This window comes from Thermanaerothrix sp., assembly GCF_056331585.1.
Map to the genome: position 1 here is coordinate 45,364 of NZ_JBWGPQ010000003.1, position 22,370 is coordinate 67,733.

Genomic DNA, 22,370 nt, shown 5'->3' on the forward strand with positions numbered 1-22,370 from the left:
TTTAATCCTTTAACAATTTTAATCCTTTAACAATGATTGATCTTGCCCTTCAGTTTCTTCAATCGGTGGTAGTTGTTCCAATGATTCGAGACCAAAATAAGCCAGAAAATCAGACGTAGTGCCGTAGAGAAGTGGACGTCCCGGCAAGTCAGCCCGTCCTCGTTCTTCAATCAACCCCTTAGCCAATAGACTGCGCACAACCGAATCACTATTCACCCCGCGGATAGCCTCAATCCCGGCCCGAGTGATCGGCTGGCGGTAAGCAATAATGGCTAGAGTCTCCAATGCTGCCTTACTTAACTTTGCCCCCACCTCCAAACCCAATAACCGCTCAACGTAAACAGAAACCTCAGGGGCTGTGGTGAGTTCATAACGGCCCTGATGTAAGCGCAAACGCAACCCTCGCTGTTGGTAACCTTCTTGCAATCGCGAAAGGGCGGCTATAACGGTTTCCTCATCCGTTCCAACCACCGTCGCCAATTGGGCAACGGAAACCGGCGCCGGAGCGACAAAGATCAAGGCTTCGAGGATGCTTTCAAGAGGAAGTGAAGACGCACTGAGTTCGCCTGACTGCATGCTATAATTGAAACCGCCTTAAAAATGTGTGCCTCTCACGGACTTCATGAGTACAACCTTTCGATTCCTGAAACTCATCAGCCTCATAGTCACTGTCTTGTGGCAACCGATATTAAGTGCGTGCACGGTTTTCCTTCCGTCTCACCAAGAGATAAATATTACTGTGGAAGATAACGAACAACGCTACCAGACTAATGTGCCCGTGGGCACCACCGTTCAAGCCGTGCTTGATCGTCTAAACCTTTCATTAGAGGTACTGGATCGCACGGATCCGCCCACATTCACTGTGTTAAATCGTGATTCAAGAATTACTATTATACGCGTTAAAGAAGTTTTTGAGACTGAAGAGGTGGTCGTTCCCTTTGAACGACAAATGGTCAGAAACGAGTCGCTCCCCGAGGGAGAAACCCGACTAGTTCAACCCGGCGAAAATGGCTTACAGCAAATTACCTATCGCCGTTTACTGGAAAACGGTAAAGAGGTCGCGCGAACGGTCTTTAAGGTTGAAACCATCCGCGAACCACGGCCTGAAATCGTTATGGTTGGTGTACAATCACCCGTTACCCCTTTGGAATTACCTGGATCCTTGGTTTACCTGGCCGGCGGGAATGCCTGGCTGATCCGCGAGAACAGCGCCAACCGCTATCCCATCGTTACAACTGGCGATCTAGATGGACGCATTTTTACCCTATCACCGGATGGAAAATGGTTGCTCTATACCCGACAGAGTAGCACTACAAATGAAATCAATTCTCTCTGGGTGGTAAACCTGACGAAAGAGCATCCCCAGCCAATTAATCTTAAGGTCAGTAATGTTGTGCATTATGCCGAATGGGTGCCCAGCACGTCGTTGACTATCACCTACTCTACCGTCGAACCCCGCAACGCCCCGCCAGGGTGGCAAGCCAATAATGATCTCTACCGCCTAAGCTTTTCCCCTGAGGGGAGAATTCTGAAAAACGAAAAAATAATAGAGACAAATGCTGGGGGAATTTACGGCTGGTGGGGAACAACCTACGCCTGGTCGCCTAATGGAAACGCTTTGGCCTATGCTCGTCCCGACTCGGTCGGCTTGGTAAATCTCAAAGAACAGGTTTTCGAACCACGCTTCTTTCTCCAGCCTCTGGAAACCGGAGGAAACTGGGCATGGGTTCCTGCGATAGCCTGGTCTGCAGATGGGCATTTCCTATTTACCCCAACTAATAGCGAATCTGACCCACTGTTTTTCTCATTGAGTGCGCTTTCACTTGATTCTGACCTGATGGTGGATGTGGTTAAAAATGCCGGTATGTTTGCCAACCCCACCCCCCAGCCCGACCCTCAACCATTTCCACAGTGGGTCGCCTATCTTCAGGCATTGTTCCCCACCCAAAGTGAAACCAGTCGTTACCGTTTAGTCCTCATGGACCGAGATGGCTCAGATCAACGCATCCTTTTCCCGCCTGAGGGTTCAATCGGCTTGGAACCTCAACGACCAGTTTGGTCGCCCTCTTCCTCACCACGATGGATTGGGGTAATTTATCAGGGCAACCTCTGGCTAGTTGAAGTGCCATCTGGGCAAGTCCGCCAGATTACAAGTGACGGACTCATCCGTCGTATAGACTGGAAGTGATCATGTCCAAGGAGAAAGATTTATGCGAGTTTTAGTTACTGGCGCGGCAGGTTTTTTAGGATCACATCTCTGTGATTATCTACTGTCTCAAGGCCACGAAGTTATCGGTATGGATAACTTCATTACCGGCAGTCCTGATAATCTCGCCCACCTGGCTGGAAACCCGCGCTTTCTTTTTATTCGCCATGATGTGTCCAACTTCATCTTTGTGCCCGGTAAAGTGGACGCTGTGCTCCATTTTGCCTCACCGGCCAGTCCCAACCCTAATTCCCCTTACGGCTACACCAACCTCCCCATTCAAACCATGAAAGCCGGTGCATTAGGGACGCACAACACGTTAGGGGTTGCGCGGGCGCATAACGCGCGGTATTTGCTTGCCTCGACCAGCGAAATTTACGGTAACCCCCTTGAACATCCCCAAAAAGAAACCTATTGGGGGCATGTAGATCCCATTGGAGTGCGCTCGGTCTATGACGAAGCCAAGCGCTTCGCCGAGGCACTGACCATGGCCTATCACCGTTATCATGGGTTGGATACCCGCATCGTTCGCATTTTTAACACCTATGGCCCACGGATGCGTCTTGATGATGGCCGTGTGGTGCCTAACTTTATCCAACAAGCCCTGCGCGGAGAGCCTTTAACTATCTACGGAGATGGTTCACAAACCCGTAGCTTTTGCTATGTGGATGACCTAATTGAGGGAATTTATCGCCTCTTACTTTCAGATGAGCACTACCCCGTAAATCTGGGTAACCCGCAGGAAATCACAATTTTGGAATTTGCCGAAGTGATCAACCGCCTAACCGGCAACAAAGCTGGGGTCGTCTTCAAGCCGGGGAGCCGTCTTGGGGATGATCCTCAACGCCGCCAACCGGATATCACACGCGCCCGCACCATCTTGGGATGGGAACCCCAAACAAGTTTAGAGGAGGGCATACGACTGACCATACCGTATTTCCGTCAAAAAATGGGGCTCTAATCGCCATTTTCACCGATACTAAAGAACTGGGGCGCTTCCTGCGCTTTGCAGTCGTGGGAACCATTGGCGCAGTGATTGACTTTGGGCTGTTTAATGCTTTGACCCAGGCTTCTGCCTTCTTTCGTCAAAATGCCGTATGGGCAAGTGTCATTTCTTTTATTGCCGCCGTAACGAGCAATTTCGTTTGGAATCGTTATTGGACCTATCCCGATTCCCGGAGCAAACCCCTGGCCCAACAAGGCGCACAGTTTTTATTGGTTAGCACCATAGGCCTGTTCATCCGCACCCCCCTTTTTGCTTTTCTTGAGCCAATACTGATCCGCTTTTTCCAGGCATGGTGGAAATGGGCCATCCTCTCCCCTATTATTGTGGCTCATAATGTTGCGCTTGCTATTGTCATTGGCGTTGTTATGCTATGGAACTTCTTTGCTAATCGTTATTGGACGTATAATGATGTTTAAGTTCAACCAATGAGCGACTCACCTCTCACGACTAACCCCGATACATCCTCCACCAATGCCCCACAACCGCGTTCCTTGCGGGAATTAATTGATATTGTCTCTGGACGAGCCCTCAAAGACATTCTTCCCCAAGAGGACGCAGGTCTTGCCGAACCTTTGCCTTTCCCCTTTTTAGCCATTGTAGGCCAATTTGAAATGCGCCTGGCGTTGTGCCTTAACCTCATTAATCCCGCCATTGGTGGTGTTCTGTTAATCGGCCCTCGCGGTACCGGCAAAACCACGGCAGTGCGCAGCCTGTTAGATCTACTTCCTGAAACTGAACGCAGCGCCTGTTTTTACGGGTGTCTACCCGAGGACATTGAGACTGGGGGCATGGATGCTGTTTGTCCTGATTGTGCGCGCAAATATGCTGAGGGGCGCCCACTCACAGTAAAGGATCGCGTCAAGTTAATCGAACTGCCCCTAAACGCCCGCCTTGAAGACGTGGTAGGAGGGCTGGATGAGCGCGCCGTTGCTCATGAACGGTTCCGCCTCAAGCGAGGCATTCTTGCTCAGGCGGATCGAAATATCCTGTATGTTGACGAAGTCAATCTTCTCCCGGATGAAATCGTAGACGCCATTCTGGATGCAGCCTCAAGCGGTACCTACACGGTGCGTAGAGGTCAACTTTCAGCCACGTATCGTGCCCGTTTTGTCCTCATCGGATCTATGAATCCCGAAGAGGGCAACTTACGCCCCCAGATCCTTGACCGATTTGGGTTGCGTGTCCTTGTCCATGGTCTGAAAGATCCACACCAACGGCTCGAAGCCTACCGACGCACTCAGTTTTATCGGGTAAACCCTCGCGCGACTGTGGCTCACTATGCTGAAGAGACTGCGTTGATGCGTGAAGAAATCACTATGGCCCGCCGCTTATTACCGTCGGTACAAATTTCAGATCAAATTGCCTTGGAAGCCATCGGACTCATCCAGCGCCTTAGGATTGATTCATTGCGTGCAGAGATCACGTTACTTGAAGCCGCCCGTGCCTACACTGCCGCTGATAATCGCACCGAAGTCACCCTTGAAGATATTCGCCAAGTTGCTCCCATGGCTTTGCGTATGCGCCGCTCAATCTTTATGGAAAAATACCTCGAAAATCAAAGCAATGAGGATGAGGAAATTTTGCAACTCTTTTCCTCTCAAGTGGAGCCTAATTTATCGGTAGCCCCCGCTCAGGAGGATAAAGATGCCCCCCGCTCTTAATCACTACACACGCCTAGAACGCTGCCTGGCTGGCGAAGATGTTGACCGCATTCCCATCGCCCTGTGGCGACACTTTCCAGTAGATGACCAGCACCCTGAGCGTCTGGCCAAGGCCATCGTCCAATTTCAAAGTACGTACGATTTCGATTTTATAAAGGTGACCCCTGCCTCATCTTACTGTCTCCGCGATTGGGGTATCACGGATCAGTGGAAGGGAGATCCTGAAGGTACTCGTACTTATCTCCATCATCCTGTTGCCCATCCTGAGGATTGGCTAAAATTACCCCCTCTAAACCCTTATCAGGGTGCATTAGGCGACATGCTGATCACCCTTCGTACTTTGAAGCACCACTTTGCAGAGCAGGCGCCGATTCTTCAGACCATCTTTTCCCCCTTGGCCCAAGCCAAAAATCTGGCCGGTGAAGAACGCCTTATTCTACATTTACGTACCGCACCTGACGCCCTCCATGCCGGCCTACAGAGAATCACTGAATCCACCCTCGCTTTTGTGGGTGCACTGAAGAAACTTGGTATTGATGGAATTTTTTATGCAGTCCAGCATGCTCGCTATGATGTGCTTTCTCCGTTAGAATTCAGCGAATTCGGTCGAGCGTATGATCTCAAAATTTTAGATGCAGCGCATGATTTCTGGCTAAATGTGGGGCATATTCACGGTGAGCATATTATGTTCTCCATGATTCAAGATTATCCGGTACAAATTCTGAATTGGCACGATCGGCAAACTATGCCATCCCTGCACGAAGCCCTTACCCGGGTTTCTGCTGCTGTCTGCGGTGGGCTTTCCCAATGGAGTACAATGGCATTGGGTAATCCGGAGGATGTGCAACGCGAAGCGCGCCAAGCCATTCAAGAGACCCAAAGAAAACGATTTATCTTGGGTACCGGTTGTGTCTTGCCCATCATTACCCCACATGGGAATATCTTAGCGGCCTGCCAAGCGACGAACTTGGTATAGGGCATAAAGAATTCATATGACACCTCCACGCATTATCGGTGGTAAATCCGGGGGAATTCGTCTCCGCAGCGTTCCGGGTAGTGGAACCCGCCCGATCACCGATCGGGTGAAAGAAGCCCTATTTAATATCCTCGGACCTGAGATCGAGGGATCAACCTTCTTGGACCTATTTGCTGGAACGGGTAGCGTAGGTTTGGAAGCATTGAGCCGGGGGGCATCCTATGTGTGCTTTATAGATGCAAGTCGTCAGGCTATCTCAACCATTAAGGAAAACCTGCGCCTTACCCATTTAGAGCAAGGGGCAGAAATATTACACATGGACGCCTTTGTTTTTCTGCGCCGTCCTCCCACCCGCGCTTTTGATTTTATCTTTGTGGCTCCACCTCAGTATAAGGGCTTATGGGAGAAGGCCCTCTCGGTGTTGGACGCAAACCCCACCTGGCTCTCTCCTACCGGCACAATTATCGTTCAAATAGACCCCAATGAATATAAGCCCCTCTCATTACGACATTTTGCCGAAGAAGATCGGCGTCATTATGGATCAACCCAATTGATTTTCTACCGTTTCAAACCTTCTCAAGAGGCAATCGCCACTTCAAAATAGAAGGTTAAGAGGTCTCAAACTCCACCTGGAGACGATCCTGGTCATCATAGTAATAACGCGCCACAAAGGGGGTCTCATCCTCCTGATGCCTCAAGACACGGGGTAACAAGACATACAAATCAGATACCAGCGGCAATCTACTGACGTCATTCTGGGCAATCCATTCGGCATTTCCTTCTGGAGATGACCTCACTTCCCCCCCTACATAGTCCCCGCGAAAGACATAAAGCCCGATTCCGATCATTTCACCCGTATCAATCATAATCACACCGCATAACCGTAAGTTAGCAACCTCCAGTCCCGTTTCCTCTTGAACTTCCCTCTTGGCAGCAGCCAAAATTCCTTCACCCTGCTCAACGTGTCCGCCGATACCGTTATAAAGTCCAGCCCAGAGCCGCTTTTGTGGTGCTCCTTTTAAGAGGAGCACTTTGTCATTATGGGTAATAAAAATGAGGGTGCGAGGAATAATGGTGTATCGGTCCCTAAAAACGCCTTGTTCTTCTCGTCCCATGGCAGAAGTTCCAATCCAAATTCTAAATTGAGGCCCTGGCATTGGTCAGGGCCTCTTCTCTAATTCTTAACTCAAAAACATTGGAACGCCCATAAAATCCTTAACCCGCGGGCGATAAGTTTCAATATCGTAGTAGGAAGGCACATCCACACGCTTACGACCGGCCATTACAATCTCCACCGGTACGGTTGTGTATTTACCGCCGTGTAAGGCGACCATCTTGCCGGTCTCTTTGCGCCGAATCAATTGGATGGCAAGGTTACCAAAGGACATTGCTACCATCCGATCCAGGGAATCTGGTGCCCCAGAACGCATCAGGTACCCCAATTGTTGATACATCGTATTTTGACCGGTGCGCCGCTTGATTTCCTCACTCACAAGCATCCCGATTCCCCCTAATTTGCGATGACCATATGCGTCAGCCTCACCAGTTACAAACATTTCTCCCCCTTCCATAATTGCACCCTCTGAGATGGTCATAATGGCGTAATTTGAAGGGTTGTTGCGTTTATCGTACATCAAGAAATCGCATAACTTTTGAATATCAAACGGCACTTCAGGGATGACTGCCCGATCCACATAAGCCAGATAACCACTGATCAAACATGTTTCACCACAATAGCGCCCGAACAGTTCCACCACGCCAATCCGTTCATGGGAGCCCACTGAGGTGCGCATGTTCGTGATAAATTCCACACTACGGGTAACTGCTGTGGAAAAACCAATACAGTAATCCGTTCCAAAAACATCGTTGTCCATGGTCTTAGGAATGGCTACCACCGGAAAGCCCTCACGGTGTAGACGCACCGCAAACGAGAGCGTATCATCTCCACCGATTGGCACAAGTACATCAATTCCCAGATGACCTAGCACGTTGAGAACATAGTCGGTGTAATCAGTTTTCCCTTCCTCAGGGATAGGTTTCCCCCACTTTGAATTCTTCAAGAAGTCCGGTGTATCCTTGGGAGAAACACGCTGCGGGTTAGTGCGTGATGTGTGAAGCACGGTTCCCCCAGTTCGATCTATGGTGCGCACATCTTCGGCGTGCAGTTCACGAATGTAATAATCACGCGTAGAGGGCTCGTCCGGGTTGTAATGAAGTAAGCCAGCCCACCCCCGGCGAATGCCAATAACGCGATAGCCCAGTTCCAATGCCCCCATCACCACCGATTTGATGCAGGGATTCAACCCGGGCACATCCCCACCACCGGTTAAGATCCCAATCGTCAGTGTCATAAGCAGATCCTCCCGTGAAAGAATTCGATTATGGTGTCAGTCAATCCCTAGAGTGTAATGTTACTCAGGGGGATTTGCAAGGTTACGCGGCAGCCCTGCCCTGGCGCCGTGTCAATATCCACTGTGCCGCCAAGCATCTCGACACGCTCACGGATCAAGCGCAATCCCAGGCCGCTGCTTTCTTGAAGTTGATGGAGGTCAAAACCCTTACCATCATCCCGAACCACAACCCGCACGAATTGATCACCCACCTCCAAGAAGACTTCAATCGAGAGTTTCCGTAATGTATCTTGATTATGGCGGTATGCATTGTTCATGAGTTCCTGGATGGCGCGGAAAATCATAACCTCAGCATAAGGCACAAAGCGTTGCTGAGCACCGCGTGTGATCACGTTAACCTCAGCGCCGGTTTCGCTGCTAAATGTTTCCCCATACCGTTGCACAGTGATAAAAAGTCCCAAATCATCTAACATCATTGGACGCAACCCAGCAATAAATAGGCGCACCTTTTGAAAAGTCGCCATGGCTGCGTTCTTTAGATTTTCCAATTCCTCTCGAGCCTTTAGCGGATCTAAATCAAAGAGGCGTGACGCAATTTCGGCTTGCACAATAAAATTAGAAAGGTCTTGAGCTGGACCATCATGCATTTGCCGTGATAGTTTCTGCCGTTCGGTTTCCTGAGCATCAATGAGTTTTTCTAGCATAGCCATGCCGCTGTTTCCCCCTCGTTTACCCCCTGCTAGCGAACCTTCGGTCAAAAAGTTCTGCACCCTTTCTAAGAGGTTAATATACTTTTCCAAATGCACCTGATCGCTCTGCAACTTTTCAACCTGACTACGCATTACCAGAAGCCTTCGCTGGGCATCCAGAGCCGAGTCATAAACCACCCGAATATCGCTCCTGGGCACCGATTCAAACTGAGTGTGGAGTTGCTGTAAATGCGCATTAATATTAGCGTTCCGTTGCGTCAATCGTGTTAATTCCACTTGACTGCGCTCAATCATCTGGGTGACTTCATCATAGGCACGTCGCGATGTTTCGAGTTCAGAGGCAACAAAATCCACAAACGATTCCCACGCATTTGACTCGTCGGTTGCTTGAATCACCATGCTTCAACTCCACGTCAATTAGCGAAATCATTTTCGATTCTTTAGTAAAAAGGGGCGCTAATCAAGCGTAAGTATAGCACAATTGTCTATGCTTGCTCCTAAAAATTAGCGGCAGGTTTTTTCGGCATCTTTCAGCGCTAAAATATGCGCACCCTGCACAGTTTCTAAATATCTTAAAGCCTCAATGCTTGTTGGGTTTGCATACAACGTATTAAGGTTAATTTGATCAGGCTCCAATACCACATAATCAGCCTGGTAGCGACACATCGCCGCCAACAATTGGGAAACATCACCGCCGGGGATAACGATGCTGGAACGATGGGTAAAGACAAAAAACGTAGGTGGGTTATTGACAGCTCCCAGTGAAGATTCGGCAGAGAATCCCCAATCTGACAGTTTGTGATTGATGGCCAGATACCTATCCTGCGTCATCTGCCACGCCGGAGGCCTGTCCTTATCCCCAATGTACCGTCGGATGTAAATGACAGCCGATGCTATAAAAACTATCAACAGAATCCCGACTCCCAAAAAGCCCTGACTAACCTTTGGTTGCCACCGCCGGTGTTGTGTGCCCCACTCGATCAGGGCTTGAAATCCTTGCCAACCCAATACCCAAAGGAAGGGTTGGAGAGCGGCACCCGAGTGAAAAAATCCCCCTCTAACACCCGCAAAGGGAAAAACCAGCGTAAAAATCAACCCCATCACAAGCCACATCCCAAGTCCAAAGCGTGTCTCGAAGCGGGGCCACGTCTTCACTATGCCCCATATGATAAGAGGGAAGAAAACCACTTGCCCTTGAACAGCAATGGCAGTAAGCAGATTCTGCCCCAACGCCCAAAGACGATCTCTTATGATCGCACCCCACCCTTGCTCAATCCAATGCTCAAAGGTCAGTTGCGAGGCTGGATAGTAAAATAATTCGTTGTACTCTCGCAACCACAACACCCGTCCTGAGCCCGGTTGCAACAACGTGCCAAACGCCTGTAGGTTGTGCCAAAGCCACGGTGTAATCGTAAGGCCGTAACCTACACCCATAACCAAGATATTTAGAATGGCTACACGCATTTTTGTGGAGATACCGTTCACCTGTTTGGATATCACCAGGTTAAGCACCATGCCTACTTGGAGAAATATGCTGGCTAGCAACCAGACCACCCCATCGGCTCGAGAGAGGTGAAACAGGCCACATAAGACGCCAACACTAAGCGAACGCAGAAATTCTGCTCTCTCTCCCCAAATACGCTCAGCCCCAAACACAAGGATAAAATACGAAGTACCCAACGTTACGATCGGGGTAAAAGATTCAGGAAAGGTGATAAAACCAGCATAAAAGATGGGAAAAGACACCGCCAACCCACCCAACCAGGCCAATAACCTTTGCCCAGTTTTTCGAAATACCCAATAAGCAACCAGAACAACGTTTACACCATGGAGGGCAACAAAGGGTAATCGCGCCGCCCATAAGGCAGGGGTTCCGATTAACCACATCCCTATCGCTGCTACAGCTGCCGGTAGCGGCATCCAATAATCAAACGAGGGCATTGGTACGCTTTTCGGATCCGCCAGGTAGTTCCAGATAAAAGGTTGTTCCCCCCCTCGACCCCAGAAAATCTGCTGACCAAGCGCATAATAATAATCACTATCCATGACGGCTGCTACCGGCTGCGTCCATAGCATCATAGCCGCGATTCCGGTTCCTATAAGGCCCAAGATAAAGAAATGGACACGCTTCATCCGCCCCCTCTAATCCACAGGTTCAATGTCTTCCCGCTGGATAAGCTCCAACCACACACTAGGAGGGTGAATAGCCCACCAACGCACCCAATATAATAATCCCCCGACGACTAAAGGAACGAGCAGCACCAGCAATGCCAGGTTCTGCTCAGAGGGCCTTTCTGTCAGGCGCCAAGACATTAACCCCCAAGACCCAATGCTTAATCCGACCATCGCCATTAAAGCCACCCCCAAACCCCAATGCCGCCACCTCTCCACCCATAAACTGCCCGCCAGGATCAACGCTGGAAAAAAGAGAACCATATCTTGCGGTTGGAACCGCACACCGAACCACGCCGTAACGGTCAGACTCAATGCCCCAATCCATAAAAAAGCACGCACACCAGAACGACGGTTTAGGATTAACTCAATCAATAATAACACACCCGCAAAAACGCTCGCAGCCTGGCCCAAGCGAGCCCCGACACCAGGAAAAAACACTCCCAAAGCCTCACCAATCGTTTGGCCCAATAAGGGACGTTGGTGATTTATGATCATCGCTAAATACTGTAGGGGCCACGAAGGCAGAAAAAGGGCAAAAAAGAGGCTCAAAAGCGCTAGAGTAATGAAGAACCATAACACAATCAATCCCCTTCGGTTCAAAATCGCCCACAATACCAACACGCCAATAAAAATCCCAACGATATGAGGTCGTACAGTCGCTAATCCCAACGCCACACCCGCTAATTCATCGTGACGGGTACGGATAGCCCATAGGACTAGGGTGACCATCAGCAATACCGCCGGAACCACACTGCCGCCCAGGACTGCCAGCGCACCTGGATACCCTATTAATCCAACCATAATCAATAGGCCAATAACCCATGCCTTTGGACGCCATGTGGTCATTCGTAACCCCAAATAAATCGCCCAACCAAGAGATAACTCAGATAGGATCATGCTAATAGCATGCGCTAAAGCAAAATCCTTTACGATTGCCAGCGGGAAGTATAAAATCAAAGTATACAGAGGTGCATTAAACCCACCATCATTAACCTCTAGCCCCAGATCAGTTGCCGTTTGATTAATTTGTTTGACCGCGTTCGGCGTATAAGGACTTACGCCCTGCTGAAGGAGTAAACGTGCGGATTGCCACCCCCAAAGGAAATCGGTTCCTAAGCGAGAAATCTGAGATAAACGAAGATTAACCACTAAAAGCAAACCCAAGCATCCGATTAGGACAACTAACCCAATGACATAAACCCAAAAACCAGATCGTTTCAAGGTAGTTATATCCTTATGATTCCTTGGAATGACCGACGAACTAATTATAACGTGAGGGAAAGATGGAACTGACGATTGCCTTAGCCCAGATGAATATTTTTCAAGGCCATTTGGAGAAGAACTATCTCAAAGCGTTGGAATTCCTCAAGGAAGCACGCAAAAGCCACGCTCGAGTCGTACTTTTTCCAGAACTTTGGAGTAGCGGTTACGACTTAAAAAACCAATCTCTATATGCCCAACAAAATCTGGAGTTGATGTCTGAGTTAAGCCGACAGGCTCAAGAAAACGGATTTTTTATTGGTGGGTCTTATATCACCCTTAAGGAGGGTCATTATTATAACACCTTTATCCTCATTGCTCCCTCAGGACAGATTATCGGTCAATACCATAAAATCCATCTCTTCGCGCCCTTGAATGAAGATAAATACTTCTCACCTGGTCAAAAACCAGTTACAGCCCAAATTGCTGGGTTGACCGGTGGATTAGCCATATGTTACGACCTGCGTTTTCCCGAACTCTTCCGCACCTATCTTGATCAAGATGCCGATTCGTTTTTCCTTGTGGCTCAGTGGCCAACATCCCGTATGGACCATTGGGAAATCTTGCTGCGCGCTCGCGCTATCGAAAACCAGGCCCTCATTGCAGCATGCAACGCTGTCGGCTTATCTGGAAAAGTAACAAATGGAGGGGGGAGTCTGATCCTATCCCCATGGGGTGAGATCCTAGCCCGCGGAAGCATCAATGATGAAGATTTTGTCCAGACAACAGTCTCTCTGGAAAGCATTTATGACATCCGCACCAACTTCCCGGTCTTGCGCGATCGGCATGTACATCATTACCCAGAGAATTAATACCTCGTCTCACCCAAACCAATTTCTCGAGGATGTACGGGCCTGGAAAGGTGATAATACACATGATAATCCCCAATTTTCACTTCCCGATATTTAACCCCCAAACGCAAAAACGCTTGCTTTAAATACTCATCCAACGCAGGATTGTGAGTAGTGATGTAGGCAACACGATCGCTTCTTTCGACCATAGAAGTATAAACCGGATAACGATCATCCCGCGTTGTATAGCGGAGATCAGGATGATAGGGTAATCTTGGGCTAAAAATCAGCCGTTCTTTAGAAACAAAGGCCAGGGGGTAGGCCACCCAGTAATTAGAATACCCGCGCGTTTCTCCGGTTTGCTCAAGAAACGCCACAAGGTCAACCAGATAACGCTGATCTATTTGTGCAGGTGCGTAAAATTGGGTCGTAATTCCGGGCGGGTTCACTGCTGCACACGCCAACGTCCCCCAGAGATGATACACAAGAACCAGCCCAGCCCAGGCAATACCTAAAAGTTTTCGACGTAGACTGTAAACCCATCGTGCTGCACCATAGGCCATGGGTAAAAACAAAGGCAAGAAATAACGGCCTGAGGGATCCACGCCGAATGGGGTAAACAGAAATCCTATCACTAATGTGAACACTAACCCTATCAAGAGCAGACGAGATGGTGTAATCTTTTTGTCTCCTCGCCAGCGCCGAATGCCATCCCAAACGACCAATAGCCAAAAACTTAACACCATAGGCATTAATGGCAAAACGAGCCACTGTACCGCCCACGGTGGTCGGAACCCCAAAATTACCGTTGTGCCTAATACGGCCAGATTAAGTGCATGTTGTATGACACGTGTCAACCAAGGCCCGCTTTCCACAGCCACCGCACTGCCTAACAATTCATCTACTAAAGGTTTCCATCCATGGATAAGTGCGTAATACCACCAAGGCAACGCCCCTAAAATGAAACCCACCCCCAGATTCAAGACCCATATCATGCCCCATTTTCTTTGTCTAGAGAACCAGAAAAGTGTTACCATCGCAGGTACACTATAGACCAGAGTAATGCCATGCACCCATAACCCTAAGCCGACCCAGAAGCCAAGAAGAACCCATAATCCTCCAACAGACTTCGTTGCATAGCGAGAATTTTGCATCTTACGCAGGATATATATTAGCGTAATGAATATAAAATTACCAATAAGCAATGCTTCACCGTATCCCCCAAGGCTCACGGTAGTGTAAAGGGTAACATTTACATTTGGGATAGCAAGAAATAAACCGGCTAGGATCCCAATCCGCCAGTTATTCCAGATCATCCACCCCAAGATAATTGTGCTTAAAACTGTTATCGCATAGAGCAGGACTTGAACCAAACGAATAATCGCAACCTGCTCACCAAACACGCTAAACCCCAATGCTACTAACCAGGCATCCAAACTCCCCATATAAGCCTGCCCATAAAAAAACACCGGGCGGGCACCCTGCAAGATGTGGCGTGCCATCAAACCAACCACTGCCTCATCGGCATTGAAAGGAAACGCATTCTGAAAAAGAAGGAATGCTTTTAGCAGTATACTCAATAAGACCACTCCACCTGCCCAGCTGAACCAATATATTTTTTGCCTCTGGTTGTGAAACAATGACGGCTTTACCACCACCTAATCCTCAACCTCGGAATTGGGTAAATCCCATTAGATTATGGGTGCAAACTCACTTGGAAGCCATAGCCTTATTTTTTGCCATCGCCCTAGTCACTTTATTTTATACGCTTGGAATTCCTGAAGTGCCTTTTCACCCCGATGAAAGCACTCAGCTTTACATGAGTCAAGATTTGCCTATCCAATTGCGCAACCCATGGGATCTCGCCTGGCAACCTGGTGTACCTATCATTGATCGCGTTGCGTATCGTCTCCTCGACCCTCCCTTCACACGACTTTGGCTCGGCTTCTGGCTTACATTAACTCAAAATCCCGCCCCCGTTCACGATTGGAATTGGAGCGAGGATTGGGCGAAAAACATCCTCACAGGTGCGTTACCAACACCTGATAGCCTATTTGTTGCTCGCTTGGGAATCACACTGCTGTTACCATTATCACTTTTTAGCATTTGGAAATTAGGAAAAGACCTTGGGGGATACCGCAGCGCTTGGATCGCTTTTGCGTTATTGAGCAGCAATGCTCTGGTTCTACTCCATACACGCCGCGCCATGGCAGAAGGCCCCTTATTAGCATGGAGCACTTTCACATTATGGCTTCTAAGCCAACCTAAAGTCAATCCTTGGTTAATTGGATTGAGCGCGGGACTGGCCTTCAATGCAAAATACACCACGCTCCCCTTATTAATACTTGCCATAGTGGTTTTATGGTTTCAAAAACCCCAAGACAACCCACTCAAACCTCGATTAAGGATAACAGCAATTGTTTCGATTACCTTCATTCTACTCAGCCTAGCGCTAAACCCCGTGCTTTGGAAATATCCCTTCCAAACACTAAAAGAAGCACTCGCGGCCCGCGAGCGCCTGCTTTCCGCCCAAATCACCGACTTTACCAACGTAAATCCTCTGCTGGTTGCAACGTCATTTCCGGATCGGATGCGCAACCTTCTGCTTCAGGTCTTTTTTGCCCCACCCCAAACCAGCGAAGCCGCCAACTACGCCGAGGTTCTAGAAACATCCTATCAGCGTTACCTGGCCTCTCCAATCCACCATACCCTAAGGGGATTGTTAGGGGGAGGGTTTTTGCTCACTCTGACCACGCTGGGAATATTTTCGTTCCCCCTAAGGCAACACCATACCCTCCCCTCCGCGCGTAAGCCCCTCCTGGTTTTGATCGGAGGCACACTCCTCCAAAGCGCCTTTATTCTTGGCTGGCTACCGCTTACGTTCCAACGGTACTACATCCCGTTGATCCCGTATTTCGTCTTGTGGGCCACATTGGGCTTGGACAGCCTAATTGAGATTCTTTATCGCGCCTCTGATCAAATATGGCGGAAGTAAACCCGATGATTCTTGTACGCTTTACCTCCGATCGTAATGAGATCCTTTCGCATTTGCACTGCCGACTCGGCTACCTGAGTCAGTTCAGCATGCTCAAACCCAAAATCAAGAACCGTTTTCTGCATTTCAGCATAGAGCAGCGCATTGCCACCACGCCCATGATATTCGGGTAATACCCCTGCCCCGTTCAACGATATCCACTTGGTTCGCCGCAATTCTAACAGCAAATCCACGATAGCCCATGGAGTTAGTCGGCCACGGGCACGCTGTAAAGCCTCGGATACATCTGGGAAACCAAATAAAAAGCCAACCACTTTATCCTTGCTTAGGATAATTTTGATCAAACGAGGATTGGCTACGGTGATAAGCGTATCTACGACAAAATCAATCTCCCGCTCGGTCAGTGGATAATACTCCCAATTGTTGATAAAAGTTTCGTTATAGGCTTTACCGATTTTTTTAGCCCACTGGCGTAGTTCGCTCTTCGTCTCAAAACTCTTAACTTCAAAATACCCCCGCTCCTGAACCCTTTTGGCTACCTCTTTTACCTTTTCGGGCAAGACAAAATTAGTTCGATGCAAGTAGCACGAGACAAAGTCCACCTCTTTTTGAAATCCCAAAGCCTCCATGAATTGCGGGTAATAGGGTGGGTTGTAATTCATCATGGTCATCATCTGACGGTGTTCGAACCCTTCGACCAGAATCCCATACCCATCGAACGGGCTGAATCCCTTTGGCCCAACAATTTCGTTCAGACCGCGTTGGCGTGCCCACTCGTAGGCTCGTTCAAACAGAGCCCGTGCCACCTCCAGATCTTCAATCGTCTCAAAGAGATAGAACTGAGCCTGCTGGGTGCCATGATACTGGTTATAGGGGCGATTTTCCATCACAGCAATACGCCCCACAATTTCCCCATCGCGCTTGGCCACAAAGAAATCCGCATCCGAGTGCTCATAAAACGGATGCTTGTTGCGGTTAAGCATGAGCCGAATATCGCTCAAAATTGGCGGTACCCATTGTGGGCAATCTTTGTAGATCTTAAAGGGAAAGCGCACAAATGCCTCAACTTGAGCCTTGTTCGCCGTATCCAACAATTCAACTTGGATCGCCATAAGACCTCGCTTGGGTATAAAGGATGAGATGGTTTTCAGTATACCCTCATTTTTAATAATGACAAGAGGGTCTCATATTGTTATAACCCAAGATCCTTTACAAGGCTTTCTGGTTATAATTATGACAAGTCAAGTCATATTTCTTCGCGGTGGACAAGCCGATGAACCGCTTGCAACGTTCAGCCTCTCCCTATCTCTTGCAACACGCCAATAACCCCGTTAATTGGTATCCTTGGGGCGAAGAAGCTATTGCCAGGGCACGCCTCGAGGATAAGCCCATTTTTCTTAGCATTGGCTACGCCGCTTGCCATTGGTGCCACGTAATGGCTCACGAATGCTTTGAGAACGAGCAGATTGCCGCTTATCTAAACTCTCACTTCGTCTCCATCAAAGTAGACCGTGAGGAACATCCCGATGTGGACACCCTCTACATGAATGCCGTCATAGCCATGTCCGGACAAGGGGGATGGCCACTCTCGGTTTTCCTCACTCCCGAATTAGAACCTTTCTACGGCGGGACGTATTTTCCGCCCGTGCCTCGCTACGGCTTACCCTCGTTTTTACAAGTCTTACAAGCCGTCCACCTCTCTTGGAAACAGGATCGCGAAAATATACGAACCTTGGCCAAAAAGGTATATGAGCATTTGCGTCAAACCCATACTTGGCAGGCTTCACCACACCCCGCAGATCTCGAAACCGTGCTTACTGCCGCCTTAAATCAACTCGAGACAACCTACGACTGGCAGCATGGGGGATGGGGACGCGCACCCAAATTCCCCCAGCCCCTAGCAATCGAATTCCTTTTCACTCAGGCCACCCGTGGAAATGATCGGGCATTATCCCTCGCCACTCATGCACTCCATGCGATGGCAAATGGGGGAATCTTTGACCTCATCGGGGGTGGTTTCCATCGTTACAGCACCGATGCTGAGTGGTGCATTCCTCATTTTGAAAAAATGCTTTATGACAACGCTCAATTAGCCACGGTTTATCTCCAGGGCTACTTGCTCACACGGGATGAGGTTTTTCGCTTTATCACTGAACGCACGTTTGATTTTATCCTCAATGAATTAACGCATCCTTCTGGAGGGTTTTATTCCAGCCTAGATGCCGACTCGGGAGGCGAAGAGGGTAAATTCTACACCTGGGCAATAGACGAACTCAAAACCCTACTAGGTGAAGTAAACGTTTGGGAGCAATTTACTCAAACCTTTCGCCTTGACGATACTGTAATCCATGGGGGGAAAATCGTTCTAAAAGCCCAATTGACATGGTTAGAACTCGCTCAGCGTCAAAATCTCCCCCTCTCTGATGTCTTGCACATGGTTACTGAAATGATCTCACCCCTCTTCCAGCAACGGCAACGTCGTATCCGCCCGGCCACAGATGACAAAATCATTGTGGCCTGGAATGCGTTAGCCATTCGTGCTTTTGCTCTAGCAGGCCGCCACTTGGAAACCCCCCACTATCTGTCCGCCGCTCAAAATGCCGCCAATTTCATCCTGAATGAACTCTATCGGGAACAGCGCCTCCACCGTTCATGGCGACAAGGCGCGCTCGGGCCCTACGCCCGTCTAGAGGATTATGCCGCTTTAATCCTCGCTCTGCTCGAACTGTATCAATCCGACTTTGACACCGCTTGGTTCAAATGGGCGATAAATCTTGCCGAGGAAATGATCCATCTCTTCCAAGATACATCAGGTGGGTTCTTTGACACTCCTCTCGATGATGCCACCTTACCCTTGCGCTCTAAAGAGATCCAGGACAGCGCTACACCTTCCGGTAATGCTCTCGCCATACAAGCCCTTTTGGCTCTCTCCCTTTTGGAGCAACGAGATTCGTGGTACAGCCTGGCACAGAACGTTTTATCTTGGATTAGCACAGCATGCCAACGCTATCCCCTAGGGTTTGCCGCCTTCCTGCGCAGTATAGATATTGTCCAAGGGCCGGTGCAGCAAATTGCTTTCTTATGGCACGATCCCCAAAAGGTAAAGCCCTATTTGCAATACCTTCATCGCCATTACCGCCCGCGCACGATATTGGCGGGAAGCGCAATCCCACCGGCCCCAGATGCACCTTATTTAGTAAGGGCTCATCTCCCCCCTTCAGAAGCTCCGGTAACCGTTTTTATGTGTGATCGCTTCATGTGCCTACAACCAATTACCTCATTCGAAGATTTTGTGGAACTTATCTAAGCCTCAACCCTGCAGTGTGTTTAGAAACTCCGTAGATAATTGACGCACTTCAGTAGCCTTAGCACATGCCAGTGCTTTTTGGGTCAGCACCTGTGCATCGCTTGACGCCATCGCTCGGATCAGCGCTTTTACCTTAGGAATACCCGCGGGGTTAACACTTAATTCGTCCACACCCAATCCCACCAATATAGGCACGGCTTCGGGTTCGCCAGCCAGTTCACCGCAAACACCAACCCATTTGCCCGCTGCATGCGCTGCTTGCACCACCTGCTCGATTAATCGCAACACTGCCGGATGAAGCGCATCCGCCAGATAAGCCAAACGAGGGTTTCCGCGCTCAGCCGCCAGGGTATATTGGGTAAGATCATTGGTCCCAATGCTGAAAAAATCCACCACAGGCGCCAGGGCATCCGCCTTTATCGCCGCCGAGGGGATTTCAACCATAATCCCGGTATCAATCGGCCAGGCATGGGCAATCCCCTCTTGCGCTAATTCGTTATGAACCTGCGCGAGAAAATCACGTGCTTGTTCCACCTCTTCTAAACTGGCCACCATAGGGAACATAACCCTCACGGGCGTTATAGCGCCTGCTCGCAGAATTGCTCGTAACTGGGTTCGGAACAAGTCGGGTTGCTGGAGCGATAAGCGCAACGCTCGGATCCCTAGGAAGGGATTAGCTTCAGGCTCCATTGGAATATACGGCAAGGGCTTATCCCCTCCCACATCGAGCGTACGCACAATAACTGGTTTACCTTTCAGCGCAAGCCCAATATCCCGAATGGCTTGAAATTGTTCTTCTTCTGAGGGAGGCGTTTGTCGGGTTAGAAAAAGGAACTCGGTGCGAAGCAAGCCGATTCCCTCAGCCCCATTTTGAACCGCCAGTTGGGCGTCGGCAAGATTACCCGCATTTGCTACCACTTCTATCCGCAAACCATCGCGGGTCATGGCGGGTTGCAGGCTGGCCTCTTGAAGCTTCTGACGTTCCTCAAGCCAACGTTTGCGCTTAGTTTCCAATTCGCGCTGCACTTCCTCATCGGGCTCAACCCAAACGCGCCCTTGAAAACCATCCAAACCCAAGAGGATGTTTTGAGGCAAGCGCTTAATCGTTGGTGACAAACCGGTGACCGCCGGAATCCCCAGCGAACGGGCCAATATAGCGCTGTGTGAGGTGGGTCCTCCGCTCAATGTAATAATCCCCTGGATGTGCTCAAGATCCAATTGAGCTGTTTCTGTGGGAGTCAACTCATCGGCAACAAGAATAACCGGATGCTCAAAGATCACTTTCTCGTGGATTTCTCCGGAAAGCGCACGCAACACTTGATTTCCCACATCCTGCACATCCAGGGCGCGCTGGCGCAGGTAAGGATCTTCCAAACGCTGATACTGAGCCACCGCAGCCTCAACACTGCTTTTCCAAGCCCGCGCAGCGTTATAACGCTGATCAAAAATCAACTGCCGCGCCGGCTGTAACAAATCGGGGTCATCTAGTAAAAGCGCATGGGCCTCGAATATCGCCGCTTCCTCCGCACCAACGCGCACTAGCATTTCCTGATGGCGCATTTGGATGGCGTGCCGAACCTTCTCTATTGCCTCCTGTAATCGTTTCCATTCGGCTTCGGGATCGGCTGCATCCTCGGTGGATATTACCGGTGGCAGAGATTCATAGTGGTAGAGCGGAGCAACAGCCACCCCATCCGAAACCGGAAGCCCCACGAAAGTCCCGGGACCTTCTCGGGCAACGGCTTCGCCTTCTGGCACTTTCGGCGGCATAGAAATCGGCTTCGGTTCAGCGAGAACGCCAACCGGCTCACCAAAGCGTTCTTCGACTAACCTGCGTAATTCCTCCAGCGCCTCGGTGGCCTGTTTACCCCGCGCCATGATGCGAATGCGATGATCCCGCAGCGCTCCCAGCGTTGCTAATGCATTAAGGCTTTTGGCCGAAACGGGCCCTTTCTGGTTGGTTAAATTGGTGACCAGAATTTCAGCATCAAACTTTGAAGCCAGTTGAACAAACCGCGCCGCAGGACGGGCATGGAGACCATGGGCATTTTTGAGCACAACTTCAACCTGTTGATAGTCCTGCCCCTCTTGGGTGGGGGTAATCGCTTCAGCAGGTGGTATAGCCTCAGGGCCTCCTTCGAGTTGCTCAGTTTTGGGCTGCAGGGCACGGTGAGCTTCCCGACACACGGTCTCGATGTCACTGCCTAAGCTGGCCTGGACACCCGCAGCAATTCCTCCTTCGACGAGTGGGCCGGGGCAAAAACGCACCCGCTGACGTACCTCAGGGGGGATTAATTCCAAAGCCATCTCCGCACTCAAGATAGCACTCCCCAGATCCATCAGCACCAGGATGCCATCCGGGCTATCCACCTCGGTGATCGCGCGCGCAATGTCAGTAGCATCGGTGCCAAAATCATTATGATCAGGCCCAGCACCTGCGGCAACGCCTATTTTTAGCGTCTCCCCCGCCATTTGCCGAATTAAGCCCTCTAACGACTCGGCCAACGCCTTACTATGTGAGACCAGAACCAGGCTTACCATATGAGATGCTCTAACTCCCCCAGTTAATAACAGCAAATAACAACCAAATCCCGTAGCCCGTAGCCACCAACCCAATGAGGACTAACAATGCGTCGATGATACGCATCACGGCCTTCTTGGGGTTCAAATCCAGTAGAATACTGCGGGTACCGATTAAGGAATGGGATACCACAAAAACCAGGAAGAACCCCTCCATTATAGGCACAATGGGGTAATTGCGATAATAAGCCACGACCTCCGCGTGTGAGAGCAATCCTTCAGGCGCCAGATAGTGATTGACCAGGAAATGGATAAACAGAATCACCACAATCAATAAACCGGACACAATCTTAATAAACCACAACAGATAACTTTCACCGGCTTTGGGTTGGGAAATTGTATTTTGCATAGC

19 protein-coding genes are annotated in these 22,370 nt (G+C 49.6%); 9 read left to right on the forward strand and 10 right to left on the reverse strand.

What is annotated here, in order from left to right; genetic code table 11:
* Positions 1–18: 18 nt before the first annotated feature.
* Complete coding sequence (scpB, locus tag AC01YT_RS02040) at positions 19–576, reverse strand: SMC-Scp complex subunit ScpB (protein ID WP_476672558.1); 558 nt, start codon at positions 574–576, stop codon at positions 19–21.
* A gap of 163 nt (positions 577–739) precedes the next feature.
* Between scpB and AC01YT_RS02045 the strand changes: the two genes are divergently transcribed.
* From AC01YT_RS02045 to rsmD, 6 genes are read left to right on the forward strand one after another with little or no spacing between them, the layout of a single operon-like run.
* Positions 740–2,188 (forward strand): G5 domain-containing protein, encoded by a 1,449-nt coding sequence (locus tag AC01YT_RS02045; protein ID WP_476672559.1) that lies wholly within the window; start codon positions 740–742, stop codon positions 2,186–2,188.
* A 22-nt stretch (positions 2,189–2,210) separates the two neighbouring features.
* A complete protein-coding gene (locus AC01YT_RS02050) occupies positions 2,211–3,167 on the forward strand; it encodes a UDP-glucuronic acid decarboxylase family protein (protein ID WP_476672560.1) in 957 nt (318 codons plus the stop codon).
* 53 nt (positions 3,168–3,220) lie between these two features.
* Positions 3,221–3,628 (forward strand): GtrA family protein, encoded by a 408-nt coding sequence (locus AC01YT_RS02055; protein ID WP_476672561.1) that lies wholly within the window; start codon positions 3,221–3,223, stop codon positions 3,626–3,628.
* A 9-nt stretch (positions 3,629–3,637) separates the two neighbouring features.
* Positions 3,638–4,873 carry a magnesium chelatase ATPase subunit I gene (locus AC01YT_RS02060; RefSeq protein WP_476672562.1) on the forward strand — a complete coding sequence of 412 codons (1,236 nt, stop codon included), beginning with the start codon at positions 3,638–3,640 and terminating at the stop codon, positions 4,871–4,873.
* The gene (locus AC01YT_RS02065; RefSeq protein ID WP_476672563.1) at positions 4,857–5,849 is read left to right on the forward strand and encodes a uroporphyrinogen decarboxylase family protein; all 993 of its coding nucleotides are present in this window, start codon (positions 4,857–4,859) and stop codon (positions 5,847–5,849) included. Before AC01YT_RS02060 ends, AC01YT_RS02065 begins: the two co-directional genes overlap by 17 nt.
* Positions 5,850–5,865: 16 nt before the next feature.
* Entirely contained in the window at positions 5,866–6,453 is a 588-nt protein-coding gene (gene rsmD / locus AC01YT_RS02070) for a 16S rRNA (guanine(966)-N(2))-methyltransferase RsmD (protein WP_476672564.1), read from the forward strand.
* A gap of 4 nt (positions 6,454–6,457) precedes the next feature.
* On the opposite strand, the gene AC01YT_RS02075 is transcribed toward rsmD, so the two are convergent.
* From AC01YT_RS02075 to AC01YT_RS02095, 5 genes are all read right to left on the reverse strand, one after another.
* The gene (locus tag AC01YT_RS02075) at positions 6,458–7,006 is read right to left on the reverse strand and encodes an NUDIX hydrolase (RefSeq protein ID WP_476672565.1); all 549 of its coding nucleotides are present in this window, start codon (positions 7,004–7,006) and stop codon (positions 6,458–6,460) included.
* Positions 7,007–7,030: 24 nt separating this feature from the next.
* The gene (locus AC01YT_RS02080) at positions 7,031–8,200 is read right to left on the reverse strand and encodes a 6-phosphofructokinase (RefSeq protein WP_315623889.1); all 1,170 of its coding nucleotides are present in this window, start codon (positions 8,198–8,200) and stop codon (positions 7,031–7,033) included.
* A 47-nt stretch (positions 8,201–8,247) separates the two neighbouring features.
* A complete protein-coding gene (locus AC01YT_RS02085) occupies positions 8,248–9,309 on the reverse strand; it encodes a sensor histidine kinase (protein ID WP_476672566.1) in 1,062 nt (353 codons plus the stop codon).
* A gap of 105 nt (positions 9,310–9,414) precedes the next feature.
* Entirely contained in the window at positions 9,415–11,043 is a 1,629-nt protein-coding gene (locus tag AC01YT_RS02090) for a hypothetical protein (protein WP_476672567.1), read from the reverse strand.
* 9 nt (positions 11,044–11,052) lie between these two features.
* The gene (locus tag AC01YT_RS02095) at positions 11,053–12,306 is read right to left on the reverse strand and encodes a hypothetical protein (protein ID WP_476672568.1); all 1,254 of its coding nucleotides are present in this window, start codon (positions 12,304–12,306) and stop codon (positions 11,053–11,055) included.
* A gap of 62 nt (positions 12,307–12,368) precedes the next feature.
* On the opposite strand from AC01YT_RS02095, the gene AC01YT_RS02100 reads away from it, so the two are divergent.
* Positions 12,369–13,157 (forward strand): carbon-nitrogen family hydrolase, encoded by a 789-nt coding sequence (locus AC01YT_RS02100; protein ID WP_476672569.1) that lies wholly within the window; start codon positions 12,369–12,371, stop codon positions 13,155–13,157.
* Here AC01YT_RS02100 and AC01YT_RS02105 read toward each other — a convergent pair.
* Positions 13,154–14,716, reverse strand: a complete 1,563-nt coding sequence (locus tag AC01YT_RS02105) for an ArnT family glycosyltransferase (RefSeq protein WP_476672570.1) — start codon at positions 14,714–14,716, stop codon at positions 13,154–13,156. The genes AC01YT_RS02100 and AC01YT_RS02105 overlap by 4 nt on opposite strands.
* A 59-nt stretch (positions 14,717–14,775) precedes the next feature.
* Here AC01YT_RS02105 and AC01YT_RS02110 point away from each other — a divergent pair, with 59 nt between their 5' ends.
* Positions 14,776–16,131 carry an ArnT family glycosyltransferase gene (locus AC01YT_RS02110; protein ID WP_476672571.1) on the forward strand — a complete coding sequence of 452 codons (1,356 nt, stop codon included), beginning with the start codon at positions 14,776–14,778 and terminating at the stop codon, positions 16,129–16,131.
* Here the strand turns inward: AC01YT_RS02110 and AC01YT_RS02115 are convergent.
* Positions 16,113–17,243, reverse strand: a complete 1,131-nt coding sequence (locus AC01YT_RS02115) for an N-acetyltransferase family protein (protein WP_476672572.1) — start codon at positions 17,241–17,243, stop codon at positions 16,113–16,115. The two genes, AC01YT_RS02110 and AC01YT_RS02115, sit on opposite strands and share 19 nt — an antisense overlap.
* 161 nt (positions 17,244–17,404) lie before the next feature.
* Between AC01YT_RS02115 and AC01YT_RS02120 the strand changes: the two genes are divergently transcribed.
* Positions 17,405–19,438 (forward strand): thioredoxin domain-containing protein, encoded by a 2,034-nt coding sequence (locus AC01YT_RS02120; protein ID WP_476672573.1) that lies wholly within the window; start codon positions 17,405–17,407, stop codon positions 19,436–19,438.
* Between the two features lie 3 nt (positions 19,439–19,441).
* On the opposite strand, the gene ptsP is transcribed toward AC01YT_RS02120, so the two are convergent.
* Together ptsP and AC01YT_RS02130 are read right to left on the reverse strand one after the other, a co-directional pair.
* Positions 19,442–21,979: a phosphoenolpyruvate--protein phosphotransferase gene (gene ptsP / locus AC01YT_RS02125; RefSeq protein ID WP_476672574.1), complete on the reverse strand. Its 2,538-nt coding sequence runs from the start codon at positions 21,977–21,979 to the stop codon at positions 19,442–19,444.
* A gap of 10 nt (positions 21,980–21,989) precedes the next feature.
* Entirely contained in the window at positions 21,990–22,367 is a 378-nt protein-coding gene (locus AC01YT_RS02130; RefSeq protein WP_476672575.1) for a succinate dehydrogenase/fumarate reductase transmembrane subunit, read from the reverse strand.
* Positions 22,368–22,370: the final 3 nt, after the last annotated feature.